The following is a 14,857-nucleotide window of genomic DNA, read 5'->3' as shown; positions in this document are numbered from 1 at the left end:
AGGATCAAACTCTCCAATAAAGTTAGTTTGTCTAGCATCTAAAATAAAAATTGACGTTTCACGTTGTTTGTTTCGTTTAGTTTTCAAAGTTCAACATCGCGTTTCAGCGACCTTTATAATTTAACATTTTGCGTTAAACCTGTCAACAACTTTTTTCTTTCGTTCCTGACGACGCTTATTAATTTACCATATTAATCATTCACAAGTCAACACTTTTAAAAAAAATGCCAAAATAAATTTATTTTGGCATGATATAAAGTTTAATAACCACTAATGCAGCAACACCGGGTAGGCCTAATAAACTTGTAATTGTTGCGGTGCCCAAGTTAATTGGGATATGAAAATCAAAATACGTTCCTACAACATTTACGATAAAAAGTAATGCTACTCCCAAAGTAACATGAAAGAGCGCTTTTCCTATAAAACGCAACGGCTTAGAAGAAACACCAAAAACAAGGAAAATAAAAACTAACGCAAGAATACCAACAATAATAATTGTAGAATTCATTTTTTCCTCCTTATGAATGACCTATACACATTTATTTGTATGGGACAAGACGATAAAAAAGAACGTTTATTATATAACTCCAGTCGTTTCATCTTATTCACCTTGATTCGGCTACACGTTCTTCACAAAAACTATTAATCGATCTTTCCAAACGAATAAAATAAAAAGGCTCTGCTTTTTTAGCAGAACCTTTTACCATTGCTCCATCTTTACAGGACGACGTTTTGCTTCTTTTAGCAAGAAGAAATATTTCGCCTCTGCTATTTTCAAAGAACAAAGTACATCTTGAGATGGTTCAACACTTTGTTCAACCATTCTCTTTTGACGTAACCATTCATTCTTCACCTTTTCTAATAGTACAATTAGCTTATCATCATACTCTTTACGCAATTTACCCTTTTTTTGAAAGAACATTTTTGTTTCTCCTCTTATACTTCTCTACGACCTTCTAACGCTTTCGACAGTGTCACTTCATCTGCATATTCTAAATCTCCACCAACTGGCAGACCGTGTGCAATACGAGTTACTTTAATACCTGTCGGCTTTAAGAGGCGGGATATATACATCGCTGTAGCTTCCCCTTCAATATTAGGATTTGTTGCTAATATTACTTCTTGTACTGTTTCATCGTGTAGTCGCTTTAGAAGTTGCGGGATATTAATGTCTTCTGGTCCAATTCCCTCCATTGGAGAGATAGCACCACGTAACACATGATATACACCTTGATACTCTTTCATCTTCTCCATCGCGATTACATCTTTCGGTTCTTGCACGACACAAACAACTGATTGATCTCGATGTGAATCGTTACAAATATAACAAGGATCACGGTCAGTAATATGCCCGCACACAGAACAATATGCTAAGTCTCGCTTCGCATTTACAAGTGCTTTTGCAAAACCTAACACATCATCTTCTTTCATATCTAATACGAAAAACGCCAATCGAACCGCTGTTTTCGGTCCGATTCCTGGCAATTTCATAAAACTATCAATTAGTTTTGATATTGGTTCTGGATAATGCATATATCAATATCCTCCTAGAACATTCCACCCGGTAAGTTTAAGCCTTTTGTAAATTTACCCATTGTAGAGTTTGAAAGTTCATCAGCTTTCTTAAGTGCATCGTTTGTTGCAGCTAACACTAAGTCTTGTAACATTTCGATATCTTCTGGATCTACAACTTCTTCTTTCACTTTTACTTCAAGAATTTGCTTATGACCATTTGCAATAACTGTGATCATACCGCCGCCAGCTGTACCTTCAACTGTTTTTTCGCCAAGTTCTTCTTGCGCCTTTGCCATTTCCTTTTGCATCTTTTGCATTTGTTTCATCATGTTATTCATATTTCCCATTCCGCCACGCATCATAATTAATTCCTCCTAATTATTATTACTCTTTTATTTCAATGAGTTCTTGCCCTACTAATTTTACAGCCTCTTCTATGAGAGGATCTTCTTTTTTCTCTGGGCTTTCTTCAGAACTTCCACCTTCACGCTGTAAAAAATCTTCACGGATTTTACCCCATTCACTTTTTGGAATGGCAATCATATTTAATCTTTTACTTAGCAATTCAAATAAAGTTTGTTCCACTGTATCCATAGCCTCTCGATTTTCGCTTGCCATTTTACAGTGAATCTCATATTGGAACGCTAAAACGTAAGTATCATCTGAAGCCGCTACCGGTTCGCTATTTTCTAATAAAACAGCAAACGCTACTTTGTTGTATGCTTTGAGTCTTCCTAACAACTCTCCCCATACAGCTTTTAATTGTTCTAAATCTTGACGCTTCGCTTGCTTTAATACTTCATTTACGCGTCCGACAGGTATCTTCATACTTCCTGTCCGTACTGGCTTTGGTGCTGCACGCGTCTCTCTGACTTCCTGCTGCACACCGGCCGGCACACCATTCTTTTTGACTTGTTCTAACTCTTTCTCTAATTGCTGCATCCTGTTCATAATTGCTTGTAAACGATCTGCACCATTTGCTTGCATCATAAACTGTTGACACAGTTGTACCATAACAACTTCTAAGAAAATTCGCGGATGATTTGTCCACTTCATTTCCTGTTGTGCTTTACTAAGAGTATGAATGATCTCATAGATTACTTCCGGCTGCATTTCTTCACTTAACGTCCGGAATTGCTCATCAACCATTACTCGTTCCAACATATGTTCCAATTGTGGTGAAGTTTGATATAAAAGCATATCACGATAATAGTAAATGAAATCCTCCATAAAGCGAACTGGATCTTTCCCTTTACCCATCATCTCATCTATGATACGTAATGCTCTTGATACATCATTTTCACGTATACATTCTACTAAGTTGCCTAAGTATTGCTGAGAAACAGACCCTGTTACAGCTAATACATCTTCTGTTGTAACTGTCTCATCACTATAAGATATTGCCTGATCAATAAGACTGAGCGCATCACGCATACCACCTTCAGCGGCACGTGCAACAATTTGTAATGCCTCATCTTCTACTTGCGTACCTTCATTGTTCACAACTGTCGATAATCTCTCAACAATATCATTTACTGATATCTTTCGAAATTCGAAACGTTGGCAACGCGAAATAATTGTAGGCGGTATCTTATGCGGTTCTGTTGTCGCCAAAATAAAGATAACATGTCCTGGCGGTTCTTCTAACGTTTTTAAAAGCGCATTGAAGGCACCCATGGAAAGCATGTGAACTTCATCAATAATGTATACTTTATATTCTACAGCACTTGGAGCATATTTTACTTTATCTCTAATATCTCGAATTTCATCTACACCGTTATTTGAAGCCGCATCAATTTCTAATACATCTGAAATAGATCCTTGTGTAATCCCCAAACAAGAAGGACATTCATTACAAGGTTCAGCTACCGGAGCATGTTCACAGTTAATTGCTTTTGCAAACACTTTTGCAATTGTCGTTTTTCCTGTTCCCCTCGGCCCAGAAAATAAATAAGCATGTGAAACTTTCTCTTGAAGAAGGGCATTTTGCAACGTTTTTGTCACGTGCTTTTGACCGACTACATCTTCAAACTTTTGCGGTCTCCATGTTCGGTATAACGCTTGGTATGACACGAAAATACGGCCTCCCTCAAAGGTTATTATCTCATTTATTATAACCCATTCTGTTTATAGATTCCAAAAGTTATTTTCTATACAAAAAACCCACCTTAGTATTAAGGTGAGTTTTGTATACATATATAACTGCCGTGCACCTTCTGTCGATTACGTACCATAAGCGTTACTTAAGCAGTTAGCTCGGTTCAGGCACTCCTGCGGCACACGAGAAGACCCGCTTATTGCTGCTTCCTTCCGGACCTGACAAGGTTCACGGGGTCCCGTTGCGCAGGACCCAAACGTCAACACCACTTACTTAAGGCAGGCCTTACAGCAACATAACCTCGAGAAGGGATTCGGCCTCGCTAGAGCGGATTGCGAGTATAGGGCACCGCTACCTCCCCGCTTAGCACGGCAAAGTTAAAACCAATATTCGGTTGCCTTCATTAAAGGCACTATCAGTATAACTTGTTTTTTTATAAAATGCAAATACGTTAATTCTCTTTACTTTTCTCTAATTTCTTAATCGCTTTTCTTTTTTTACGAAGCGCTCTAAAAAAGTTCGTTAACAGCGTACCGCATTCTTCTTCTAATACACCAGCTACTACTTCACATTGATGATTAAAGCGTTCATCCGTTAACAGATTCATCAATGTCCCTGCACATCCACCTTTCGGATCACTCGCACCATATACAACTCGCTTTACTCGTGATAAAACAATTCCACCCGCACACATCGGACAAGGCTCTAATGTTACATATAACGTCGCATCTTCTAAACGCCATGTCCCTAATTTTTTGCACGCCTCATCAATAGCTAACAACTCAGCGTGAGCTATCGATCTTTGCTCAGTCTCCCTTAAATTATGAGCAACACTAATTACTTCACCATCCAACACTATAACTGCCCCAATCGGTACTTCTTGTATTGCCTCTGCTTTTTTAGCCTCTTCTATTGCTAACTGCATAAAATAAATATCTTGATCACGTTCCATAACATAGTCCTTTCATTACAAATAAAGTACACTTATTTCCATTTACTACACATGGGATAACTTTTATAAATTCAATCCACCCTAAGAAAAAAGAGAGGGGATTACATATGAAGAATACTGCCTTACTCATTATCGATATGATTAATGACTTTCAATTTTCACACGGGCCTATCCTAGCCAAAAAATGCGAAATTATAACCAATCCTATTTTACAATTAAAGAGAACAATGAAATCCTTCGGTTGCCCCATCATTTATATTAATGACCATTATCAACTTTGGAGGTCTGATATTGACCAATTGATTACTCATTGTACAAATGAGTATAGTAAAAATATCATTCATAAGATCGCTCCAAATGCTGATGATTACATTTTTATTAAACCACATTACTCTGCTTTTTATGAAACACCTTTAAATTCTTTATTAGGCTATTTAAAAATAGAAAATCTAATATTAACAGGTGTCGCCGGGAATATATGTATCCTCTTTACAGCTAACGATGCTCATATGAGGAATTATACATTGTATGTACCACAGGACTGTATTGCATCTAATGATGATCAGGATAACCTGCATGCTTTAAAAATAATGGAAGCCACATTAAAAGCAAATATAGTACCGTCGTTTCAAATAAAATTTAATTAATACATATATCTATTTTCCAACTTTTTATATCAAATTAACCCGCTCGCTTCCCTCTTGTGCTACAATAATTCTGTTTTGTGTTTTTAGTAGTCACGGTAAATCACTGATTGAAAGGAGGAAACAGCGTGACCGGAGTACCATTTATCACGGTTGAAGGACCAATCGGTGTTGGAAAAACTTCACTTGCGAAGGAAATTTCAACTCACATGCAACTCCACTTACTGAAAGAGATTGTTGATGAAAACCCCTTTTTAGGAAAGTTCTATGAAGACATCGACGAATGGAGTTTTCAAACAGAGATGTTCTTTCTTTGTAATAGATACAAACAATTAGAAGATATTAACATAAAGTATTTGAATCAAAGGAAGCCAGTAGTAGCGGATTATCATATATTCAAAAATGTAATTTTTGCATCCCGTACATTAAAAGATTCTCAATACGACAAGTACATGCAAATCTATCGTATCCTTACACAAGATATGCCAGTTCCAAATGTTATCGTTTATTTAACAGCTAGCTTAGAAACATTACAAAGGCGAATCGCCATGCGCGGAAGAGAATTCGAAAAAAATATGGATCCAAATTACTTACTACAGCTCACAAAAGATTATGAAACAGCAATGGATGCTTTTAAAAAGGACCATCCAGATATCCCAGTATTGAAATTTAACGGAGACGATATGGATTTTGTAAAAAATCCTGATGATTTAAACGTCATCCTATCTGCCCTTCAAAATACTCTCTTAAAGGAGTCGAAATAATAATGAATTTAAGGCAAAAATATGATATACCAAATGACGCAGTAATCACTATCGCTGGAACAGTAGGTGTCGGTAAATCCACTATGACAACTGCATTGGCTAACGCTTTAGGGTATCGCACATCATTTGAAAAGGTAGATTCTAATCCGTATTTGGACAAGTTCTATGCTGATTTCACACGCTGGAGCTTTCACTTACAAGTGTATTTTTTAGCAGAACGATTTAAAGAACAAAAAAGAATTTTTGAATACGGTGGCGGTTTTGTTCAAGATCGCTCTATCTATGAAGACACTGGCATTTTTGCAAAAATGCATCACGAAAAAGGTACAATGACGGAAACTGATTATGAAACATATAAAGGTTTATTTGACGCTATGGTCATGACTCCTTACTTCCCACATCCAGATTTATTAATTTACTTAGAAGGTTCTTTCGATGATATTGTTGATCGTATTCAAGAACGTGGACGTCCGATGGAACAGCAAACACCAATCGAGTATTGGAAAGAGATGCATGGGCGTTATGAAAACTGGATTAACAACTTTAATTCATGCCCTGTTTTACGATTAAACATTAATGAATACGATATTTTAAAAGATGGCGATTCCATTGAACCAATCATTAAAAAAATCGGTCATTTTTTAAAACAAACACGTAAACTTGTAAAATAAAAAACCCGTGCATATGCACGGGTTTTTCTATTAAATTACTTTTTCTTTGTTGGAGCAATAATTTCACTCTCAGGTTTTCCAGCGTTAATACGCTGACGAACAGTACTTGTACTAATATCGTACGCCTCAGCAATCTCTTTAACAGTCATTTCTTTCCCGTTAATTACTGCTGTTAATACTTTACCTGTACGTTTTGGAGCTGCTTCTTTCTTTACAGCTTCTTTTTTAACTTTTTTTGGTGCCTCTACTTTTGTTGCAGTTTGCTTTACATCACAAGTGCAACCACAAAGTTTACGGAATGTATCATCGCTAATAATGCGTGATACATTTGCACCACTGTTTAAAATTCTATTGTTCTTACAGACAGGACATTGTACATAATATAAAGTTTTTCCATCTAAAGGAAACGTTTGTATAATAAGATCCATGTTGACTCCTTTCATATCTATGAAGATAATCATCGGAATATGAGTGTGTAATAAGGACAAAATCGCCTTACACCATACTTTATGATTGGTTTTAAAATAAAAACTCGTTACGTGTGGTAACGAGTTCTCCAATCTCCACTTATATGCGCTGTTGTCAATTATATCTGGAGGAGGTAGAGGGATTCGAACCCCCGCGCGACTCTCGCCGCCTGTCGGTTTTCAAGACCGATCCCTTCAGCCAGACTTGGGTATACCTCCATATTGACATCAAATATAATATCAAAAGAAAAACAGTTAGTCAACCCTACTAAAATAAATTATGAGGAAAGGAAAATTTTACTTTTCCTCTCCTACATCATAGTACTGACAACGCTCATAATTACCAATCACTCATACCGATGAATGTTTATAAATTTACTTAATAACTGTTTTTCCTCCCATATAAGGGCGAAGAACTTCTGGAATTATAATTGTACCATCTTCTTGTTGGTAGTTCTCTAAAATAGCTGCCACCGTACGTCCAATTGCAAGACCAGATCCATTTAATGTATGAACATGTTCTGGTTTGCCGTTTGGCTCACGACGGAAACGGATATTTGCACGTCTCGCTTGGAAAGCCTCGAAATTACTACAAGAAGAGATTTCACGATATGTGCCATAGCTTGGAATCCATACTTCGATATCGTATTTCTTCGCTGCTGTAAATCCTAAATCGCCTGTGCACATGCTCATAACGCGATATGGCAACTCTAATAATTGTAACACGCGTTCTGCATCATTTGTTAGTTTTTCTAACTCTTCATAAGAATCTTCTGGTTTTACGAACTTCACAAGCTCTACTTTATTGAACTGGTGCTGACGAATTAAACCACGTGTATCACGGCCAGCTGAACCTGCTTCAGAACGGAAACAAGAGCTAAACGCAGCATATCTTATAGGCAATTGTTCTTTATTTAAGATCTCATCACGGTGCATATTCGTTACAGGTACTTCAGCTGTTGGAATTAAGAAGTAGTCTTCACTTTCAATACGGAATGCATCTTCTTCAAACTTCGGAAGTTGTCCTGTCCCTGTCATGCTTGCACGGTTTACCATATACGGAGGTAATACTTCTTCATATCCATGCTCATCAGTATGAAGATCAAGCATAAAGCTAATTAAAGCACGCTCTAATCTTGCGCCAGCACCTTTGTAGAATACGAAGCGGCTTCCTGTTACTTTTCCAGCACGTTCAAAATCTAGAATTCCTAAATCTGTAGCAAGATCCCAATGTGGTTTTGGTTCAAAAGCAAATTCCTTCACTTCTCCCCAAGTGCGAGCTACTACATTATCATCCTCTGTTTCACCAACTGGAGCAGATTCGTGCGGAATATTTGGAATAGATAGCATCAATCTTTCTAGATCTTCTTCAACTGTACGAAGTTCGTTATCAAGATCTTTTACTTTTTCTCCAACTTCACGCATTTCTAAAATTAAAGCTTCTGCATCTTTCTTTTCGCGCTTCAATACAGAGATTTGTTGAGATACTTCGTTACGTTTACTTTTTAGTTCCTCTGTTTGAACAAGTAGTTCTCTTCTTCTCGTATCTAATTCTTCAAAGCGACCAAAATCAGTTAAATCTTCGCCTCTATGCTGTAACTTAGCTTTTACTTCTTCAAAATTTGTACGTAAAAATTTAATATCAAGCATTATATACTCCTCCTTTTATTTTATAAAACACAAAAAACTCCCGTCCCTATATAAAGGGACGGGAGTTAACCCGCGTTGCCACCCTAGTTGAAAGCATTACCGCTTTCCTCTCAAGTAGAAATAACGGCTCTTCACCGGGAATGTTTACTAATCATAAAGATATTCCACATTCCATTCCAGGATGGATTCACAAACTGTTTCTATCGATTTCCACCAACCATCGACTCTCTATAAGAAACGACATTTGTTACTACTTCCTATCAACACGCTTATTTTATAAAATTGTTACCATCAATTTACTATAATCTTATACAAGTTGCAAGTTACTTATACAACTTTTTTCATTTTCGCTTCTTTTACCATTTCTACAAAGTATGCTGTTACACGATGGTCATCCGTTAATTCCGGATGGAAAGAAGCAGCTAAAAACGGCCCTTGCCTTACCGCTACCATTCGATCACCATGTGTAGAAAGTACCTCAACATTATCCGCTACATTTACAACATACGGCGCACGAATAAATACGCCAACAAAATCTTCTCCCACACCTTTAATAGAAAGTGCAGCTTCAAAGCTATCTTTTTGACGTCCAAACGCATTGCGCTCAACTGTAATATCCATAGCACCAATATGTGCTTCGTCATAGCCAATAAGTGTTTTTGCGAGAAGAATCATTCCTGCACATGTACCAAACATTGGTTTACCAGACTTCGCAAATGTACGAAGTGGTTCCATGAAAGCATACTTATCAATAAGACGGCGCATAGTTGTACTTTCACCGCCTGGTAAAATAAGACCATCAATCTCTTCAAGTTGTTCTATACGCTTTACAACAACAGCTTCTGCACCACTTGCTTCAACTGATTTTACATGTTCACGAACTGCACCTTGAAGACCTAGTACACCGATTTTCACCATTTTAAAGTTCTCCTTCAATTACCATCCACGCTCTTGCATGCGTTGCTCTGGTAGTAACGTTGAAATTTCAATACCTTTCATCGCATTACCTAATCCTTTAGAAAGGCTTGCAATTAACTCGTAATCCTCATAATGAGTTGTCGCTTCAACGATTGCACGTGCAAATTTCGCTGGATTCTCTGATTTAAAGATACCAGATCCAACAAATACACCATCCGCACCAAGTTGCATCATTAACGCTGCATCTGCTGGTGTTGCTACACCACCTGCTGCAAAGTTTACAACCGGCAAACGACCAAGGCGTTTAATTTCAAGTAGTACTTCATAAGGAGCACCAGTATTTTTTGCATATGTCATTAACTCATCTTCACGTAGACTTGCAACTTGACGGATTTCTGCATTGACTTGACGCATATGACGCACTGCCTCTACAATGTTTCCTGTTCCTGGTTCGCCTTTTGTACGAAGCATAGATGCACCTTCTGCAATACGACGTGCAGCTTCTCCGATATCACGGCAACCACATACAAATGGAACTGTGTAATCACGTTTATTTAAATGGTATACTTCATCGGCAGGAGTTAATACTTCACTCTCATCGATATAGTCTACCCCTAATGATTCTAATACACGTGCTTCTACAAGGTGACCGATACGGCATTTTGCCATAACCGGAATTGACACTGCACCCATAACTTCTTCAACAATTGTTGGGTCTGCCATACGAGAAACGCCACCTGCTGCACGAATATCTGCTGGTACACGCTCTAATGCCATAACGGCAACTGCGCCTGCCTCTTCTGCAATTTTTGCTTGTTCAGCGTTAATTACGTCCATAATAACGCCGCCTTTTTGCATTTCTGCCATTCCACGTTTTACACGTTCTGTCCCTGTTACATTTGTCATGTTACAAAAACCCCCCTAGGTGAATTGCTTTTCCCCGTTAAAGGCGAAAATTAAGAATACTCTTACATTCTACCACTAACTATCAGATGCTTGTCTACTACTTTTTCATAAAGTCGGTATGAAAAATAGGAATAAAAAAAAGCCCCTACAATGAGGAGCTTTTAAAACCAACCTTTTACTGTATCAACAGCACTATTCCATATACCACTAAAGAAAGAACCAATTCCGCGCATAGCACGAGTAAACCAGTTTGCTTCTTCTACTTCAGCTGTTGTTACAAGATCCACTTGTAACGACTTACCAGTTAAAAACCCAGGATCGTTTGTATCTTTTGGCGTAATTACCATTTGACCAAGCGCAGCTCCCTTTTTAATAGGTGCCTCTTGTCCCTTACTTGATTCTTTTAATTCTGTTTTATAAACATCTTTACTTCCTTTTGGTACTGGAAGTGAAATGGCTTGTTTCGTTTGAACTGCTACATCTTTGTCTTTCGCATTTTCTACTCGTACTGTTTCTTGTCCTTTTACTGAAGAACCTTTTTTATACATTTGTTTCATTTCAAAGTTAGCAAATCCATAATCATATAGCTTCTTTGTTTCATCAAAACGTGCTGTATGAGAACTTGTTTTAATCACTACAGAAATAAAACGCATACCGTTTCTTTCAACCGTACCAGTGAAGCAATCTCCCGCTTCTGGAGTTGAGCCTGTTTTTAGGCCATCTACGCCATCATATTCTTTAACTAAGCCCTTTAACATCCAGTTCCAGTTCGACATTGCAAACTTCTCTTTTTCTGGACGGAATTCTTTTTTCGGGATTTTTGCTGTATCTAACACTTTTGGATAATCTTTAATTAAATGTTGTGCTAAAGTTGCAACATCCTTTGCAGACATTTTATTTTCTTCATCCGCTGTTGTTCCTTCTGGATGCATTCCCTTTAAATCTTTATTCGTTAAACCTGTAGAATTGACAAATTTATAATTTTTCAACCCTAGTTCTTTCGATTTATCATTCATCATTTTTACGAAATCTACTTCTTTACCTGCAATTGCTTCTGCTAATGCAATCGTTGCACCATTTGCAGAGAAGATTGCCATTGCCTCGTATAACTCTTTTACTGTATAAGAGCCACCATTTTCTAATGCCACATTTGATAATGAAGCATCCTGTGAAACTTTATACGCATATTCAGAAACCTTAATTTTCTGATCCCACTTAAGCTTTCCTTTATCCACTGCTTCGTGAACTAAATACTCGCTCATCATCTTCGTCATACTAGCAATGGATAATAATTCATCAGCATTCTTTTGATATACAATTTTTCCAGAATTCGCTTCAACTAAAATTGCCGCACCTGCTTCAATATTTAAAGCAGCTCCTGTTTCAGCTGATGCATTGCTATATGGTAACAACATACTACAAGCTAGTGTAAGCATTGTTACTAGTGCAATGAATCTTTTGCAAAACATACCTTTCACTTTTGCTACCCCCAATATCTATGTACTCACATAACCGTTATTCTAACATAATCAAAAAAAAATAGACAGAGATATAAAATCTCCGTCTATTTATATATAAGACATTATAATGAGTAGTTTGGAGCCTCTTTTGTAATTTGTACATGATGAGGATGACTTTCAAGTAAACCAGCACCTGACATACGAACAAATTGTGCATTCTCACGTAAGAATTCTAAATCTTGTGCTCCGCAATATCCCATACCTGCACGTAATCCACCAACTAATTGATGAACCGTATCTGCTAAAGGTCCTTTATATGGTACTCGTCCTTCAATACCTTCTGGAACAAGTTTTTTATTTCCTTCTTGGAAATAACGATCTTTACTTCCTTTTTCCATCGCTCCGACAGAACCCATACCACGATATACTTTAAATTGGCGACCTTGATAAATTTCAGTTTCACCAGGACTTTCAGCAACACCAGCAAACATACTACCTAGCATAACAACATGTGCTCCTGCTGCTAAAGCTTTAACCATATCACCAGAGTACTTAATACCACCGTCAGCGATAACTGGGATACCGTGTTTACGAGCTTCTGTTGCACAATCATAAACTGCTGTTAATTGTGGTACACCAACCCCAGCTACAACACGTGTTGTACAGATAGAGCCTGGTCCAATACCAACTTTAACTACGTTTGCCCCTGCTTCAATTAATGCTCTTGTTGCTTCAGCAGTAGCAACATTTCCAGCGATAATATTTAATGATGGATACTTTGCACGAACTTCTTTTACTTTATCAATAACGCCTTGAGAATGTCCATGGGCTGTATCAAGTACGATTGCATCTACGCTAGCTTTTACTAATGCGTCAATGCGAGTCATAGCATCAGCCGTTACACCAACTGCTGCTCCAACTAATAAGCGCCCTTGCTTATCCTTCGCAGAATTTGGGAATTCAATTACTTTTTCAATATCTTTTATTGTAATAAGCCCTTGTAATACACCGTTGTTATCAACAAGAGGGAGTTTTTCAATTTTATACTTTTGTAGGATCTTTTCAGCCTCATCTAGCGTTGTACCAACTGGAGCTGTAATTAGCTGTTCTTTTGTCATTACGTCGGAAATTTTGATTGAGTAGTCTTGGATAAAACGCATATCACGGTTTGTAATAATACCAACTAATTTTCGCTCGTCTAAATTATTTACAACCGGTACACCTGAGATACGATATTTCCCCATAAGGTGCTCTGCATCATACACTTGATGTTCTGGAGTTAAAAAGAAAGGATCTGAAATAACACCACTTTCAGAACGTTTTACTTTATCAACCTGCTCGGCTTGTTGTTCAATAGACATATTTTTATGAATAATTCCTAAACCGCCTTGACGAGCCATTGCAATAGCCATATCCGCTTCTGTTACTGTATCCATTCCTGCACTAATTAACGGGATGTTTAACTGTAAGCTTTCAGATAAAACTGTTTTAACACTTACTTCTCTTGGTAGTACATCTGACTTTGCTGGTACAAGTAATACATCATCAAAAGTCAAACCTTCTTTAACAAATTTAGATTCCCACATAATTGTTCCCCCCATGATACCAGAAATTATTATTAGTAGCTTATCAATTGGTTAAAATACTGTCAAGGACGTATATATATGTTAGAATTTTTAGACAATAAAAGGAGCGTAATATATGCATCAAACACATTGTACTTGGCAGCAACTAAGTTTCTTCTTTTCATCTCAAAATGTACAACGTTATCTTGCCCGTTGTTATGAAAAATCCTCAATACAAAATGCCGAAAAAAAAGGTTTTGAAAATTGTTATCCTTTTATTTATTATTTAGAACACGGGAAAAATTATTACGAATTATATAAGGTAGCTCCCTTTTCGATTCAGCCAATGTTATTGTTTTATGGAATGAGCCAACTTTTTAAAGCATGCTTATTAACTATTGATCCAAACTATCCTGAATCCACTACTGTTTTAGCTCATGGCGTTACGACTCGTAAGCGGAAAAAACAGGGATATCAATTTTTAGAAGATGAGGTAAAGGTACAAAAAAATGGACTATTTACTCATGTTGCAGAACAGCTGTTTCACATGAAACACTTAGAATCAGAGAAGTTTAACATGTTGGATTTAATGGGGAATATTCCTGAATTACAAAATTTATTTCGCTATAGTCAGCGAGGTTCCACTTTATATAAAATTGATTCAACAAATGCAAATGAACTTTCCTTTTCAGTCAATATACTAGATCGACTTCATATGACTTCAGAAAGATTTTCACGTTATATTGAATCAATTTGTAAGCACTTATCCGTGCAACATGTCCCCGGGAAAACGAGCGCATCCAATTTACTTTTTACAGCTCCTATCCAATCGTGGAATCCTATATATAGTACGCCTTTATACTACGAATATCTCGCTGATACTTATTACTTACCACTCACAACTGACCCTAGAAATCCTACACCCGTATTGCCTGAACTTCTCGTTCATTATTTATTGCTCTACAATTTAAGTATGATTTCTAGATACGAAACAGATTGGTGGTATGATTTACTTGGAAGCTATGGCTCTGAAGATTACCCATTTATTTATCAATTTCTTACTATTTCTGCTCAAAAAATTCCTTACTATATTTCGAATTTTTTACTAGCAGAACCGAACCTATTTCATGGGAAATAAAAAAACACAAGTCAAAAGACTTGTGTTTTTAGTTGCTTGGCGACGTCCTACTCTCACAGGGACAAGGTCCCAACTACCATCGGCGCTAGAGAGCTTAACTTCCGTGTTC

General features: G+C 37.2%; 16 protein-coding genes, 1 tRNA gene, 1 other RNA gene and 1 other annotated feature. Of the genes, 4 read left to right on the top strand and 14 right to left on the bottom strand.

Annotated elements, in window-relative coordinates:
• Window positions 1-238: 238 nt before the first annotated feature.
• The 7 genes from MR070_RS26580 to tadA all read right to left on the bottom strand — a co-directional run bounded on the left by MR070_RS26580 (window position 239) and on the right by tadA (window position 4,565).
• Window positions 239-508, bottom strand: a complete 270-nt coding sequence (locus MR070_RS26580; RefSeq protein WP_001089262.1) for a pro-sigmaK processing inhibitor BofA family protein — start codon at window positions 506-508, stop codon at window positions 239-241.
• A gap of 192 nt (window positions 509-700) precedes the next feature.
• Window positions 701-922, bottom strand: a complete 222-nt coding sequence (locus MR070_RS26575; protein WP_000466020.1) for a YaaL family protein — start codon at window positions 920-922, stop codon at window positions 701-703.
• A 14-nt stretch (window positions 923-936) separates the two neighbouring features.
• Window positions 937-1,533: a recombination protein RecR gene (gene recR / locus MR070_RS26570; RefSeq protein ID WP_000559169.1), complete on the bottom strand. Its 597-nt coding sequence runs from the start codon at window positions 1,531-1,533 to the stop codon at window positions 937-939.
• Between the two features lie 14 nt (window positions 1,534-1,547).
• On the bottom strand, window positions 1,548-1,874 hold the full coding sequence (locus MR070_RS26565; RefSeq protein WP_001996460.1) for a YbaB/EbfC family nucleoid-associated protein: 327 nt from the start codon (window positions 1,872-1,874) through the stop codon (window positions 1,548-1,550).
• A gap of 25 nt (window positions 1,875-1,899) precedes the next feature.
• Window positions 1,900-3,588, bottom strand: a complete 1,689-nt coding sequence (gene dnaX / locus MR070_RS26560) for a DNA polymerase III subunit gamma/tau (protein ID WP_000121557.1) — start codon at window positions 3,586-3,588, stop codon at window positions 1,900-1,902.
• A 132-nt stretch (window positions 3,589-3,720) separates the two neighbouring features.
• Window positions 3,721-3,985: signal recognition particle sRNA large type (gene ffs / locus MR070_RS26555), an RNA gene on the bottom strand.
• A gap of 79 nt (window positions 3,986-4,064) precedes the next feature.
• Complete coding sequence (tadA, locus tag MR070_RS26550) at window positions 4,065-4,565, bottom strand: tRNA adenosine(34) deaminase TadA (protein ID WP_000439009.1); 501 nt, start codon at window positions 4,563-4,565, stop codon at window positions 4,065-4,067.
• A 107-nt stretch (window positions 4,566-4,672) separates the two neighbouring features.
• Here tadA and MR070_RS26545 point away from each other — a divergent pair, with 107 nt between their 5' ends.
• From MR070_RS26545 to MR070_RS26535, 3 genes are all read left to right on the top strand, one after another.
• The gene (locus MR070_RS26545; RefSeq protein WP_000798716.1) at window positions 4,673-5,212 is read left to right on the top strand and encodes a cysteine hydrolase family protein; all 540 of its coding nucleotides are present in this window, start codon (window positions 4,673-4,675) and stop codon (window positions 5,210-5,212) included.
• Window positions 5,213-5,337: 125 nt separating this feature from the next.
• Window positions 5,338-5,973, top strand: a complete 636-nt coding sequence (locus MR070_RS26540; RefSeq protein WP_000148227.1) for a deoxynucleoside kinase — start codon at window positions 5,338-5,340, stop codon at window positions 5,971-5,973.
• Window positions 5,974-5,975: 2 nt separating this feature from the next.
• Window positions 5,976-6,644, top strand: coding sequence for a deoxynucleoside kinase (locus MR070_RS26535; RefSeq protein ID WP_001053585.1), 669 nt, complete (start codon window positions 5,976-5,978; stop codon window positions 6,642-6,644).
• Between the two features lie 35 nt (window positions 6,645-6,679).
• On the opposite strand, the gene MR070_RS26530 is transcribed toward MR070_RS26535, so the two are convergent.
• From MR070_RS26530 to guaB, 7 genes are all read right to left on the bottom strand, one after another.
• A complete protein-coding gene (locus tag MR070_RS26530; protein WP_000364200.1) occupies window positions 6,680-7,072 on the bottom strand; it encodes a sigma factor-like helix-turn-helix DNA-binding protein in 393 nt (130 codons plus the stop codon).
• 165 nt (window positions 7,073-7,237) lie between these two features.
• Window positions 7,238-7,330 (bottom strand) — tRNA-Ser (locus MR070_RS26525).
• A gap of 156 nt (window positions 7,331-7,486) precedes the next feature.
• Window positions 7,487-8,761, bottom strand: coding sequence for a serine--tRNA ligase (gene serS, locus MR070_RS26520; RefSeq protein WP_000884181.1), 1,275 nt, complete (start codon window positions 8,759-8,761; stop codon window positions 7,487-7,489).
• A 51-nt stretch (window positions 8,762-8,812) separates the two neighbouring features.
• Window positions 8,813-9,034, bottom strand: a binding site (T-box leader).
• Between the two features lie 54 nt (window positions 9,035-9,088).
• Window positions 9,089-9,679 (bottom strand): pyridoxal 5'-phosphate synthase glutaminase subunit PdxT, encoded by a 591-nt coding sequence (gene pdxT / locus MR070_RS26515; RefSeq protein WP_000238781.1) that lies wholly within the window; start codon window positions 9,677-9,679, stop codon window positions 9,089-9,091.
• Window positions 9,680-9,697: 18 nt separating this feature from the next.
• A complete protein-coding gene (pdxS, locus tag MR070_RS26510; RefSeq protein WP_000186156.1) occupies window positions 9,698-10,585 on the bottom strand; it encodes a pyridoxal 5'-phosphate synthase lyase subunit PdxS in 888 nt (295 codons plus the stop codon).
• Between the two features lie 161 nt (window positions 10,586-10,746).
• Complete coding sequence (gene dacA / locus MR070_RS26505; RefSeq protein ID WP_012644137.1) at window positions 10,747-12,054, bottom strand: D-alanyl-D-alanine carboxypeptidase DacA; 1,308 nt, start codon at window positions 12,052-12,054, stop codon at window positions 10,747-10,749.
• 113 nt (window positions 12,055-12,167) lie between these two features.
• Entirely contained in the window at window positions 12,168-13,631 is a 1,464-nt protein-coding gene (guaB, locus tag MR070_RS26500) for an IMP dehydrogenase (RefSeq protein WP_000264079.1), read from the bottom strand.
• Between the two features lie 115 nt (window positions 13,632-13,746).
• On the opposite strand from guaB, the gene MR070_RS26495 reads away from it, so the two are divergent.
• Complete coding sequence (locus tag MR070_RS26495; RefSeq protein WP_046199624.1) at window positions 13,747-14,748, top strand: YaaC family protein; 1,002 nt, start codon at window positions 13,747-13,749, stop codon at window positions 14,746-14,748.
• Window positions 14,749-14,857 lie beyond the last annotated feature (109 nt).

The organism is Bacillus cereus group sp. BfR-BA-01453, from assembly GCF_022662915.1.
GTDB lineage: Bacteria > Bacillota > Bacilli > Bacillales > Bacillaceae_G > Bacillus_A > Bacillus_A paranthracis.
The sequence above is the reverse complement of the archived record's forward strand: the minus strand, read 5'-3'. Positions and strand labels throughout refer to the sequence as shown.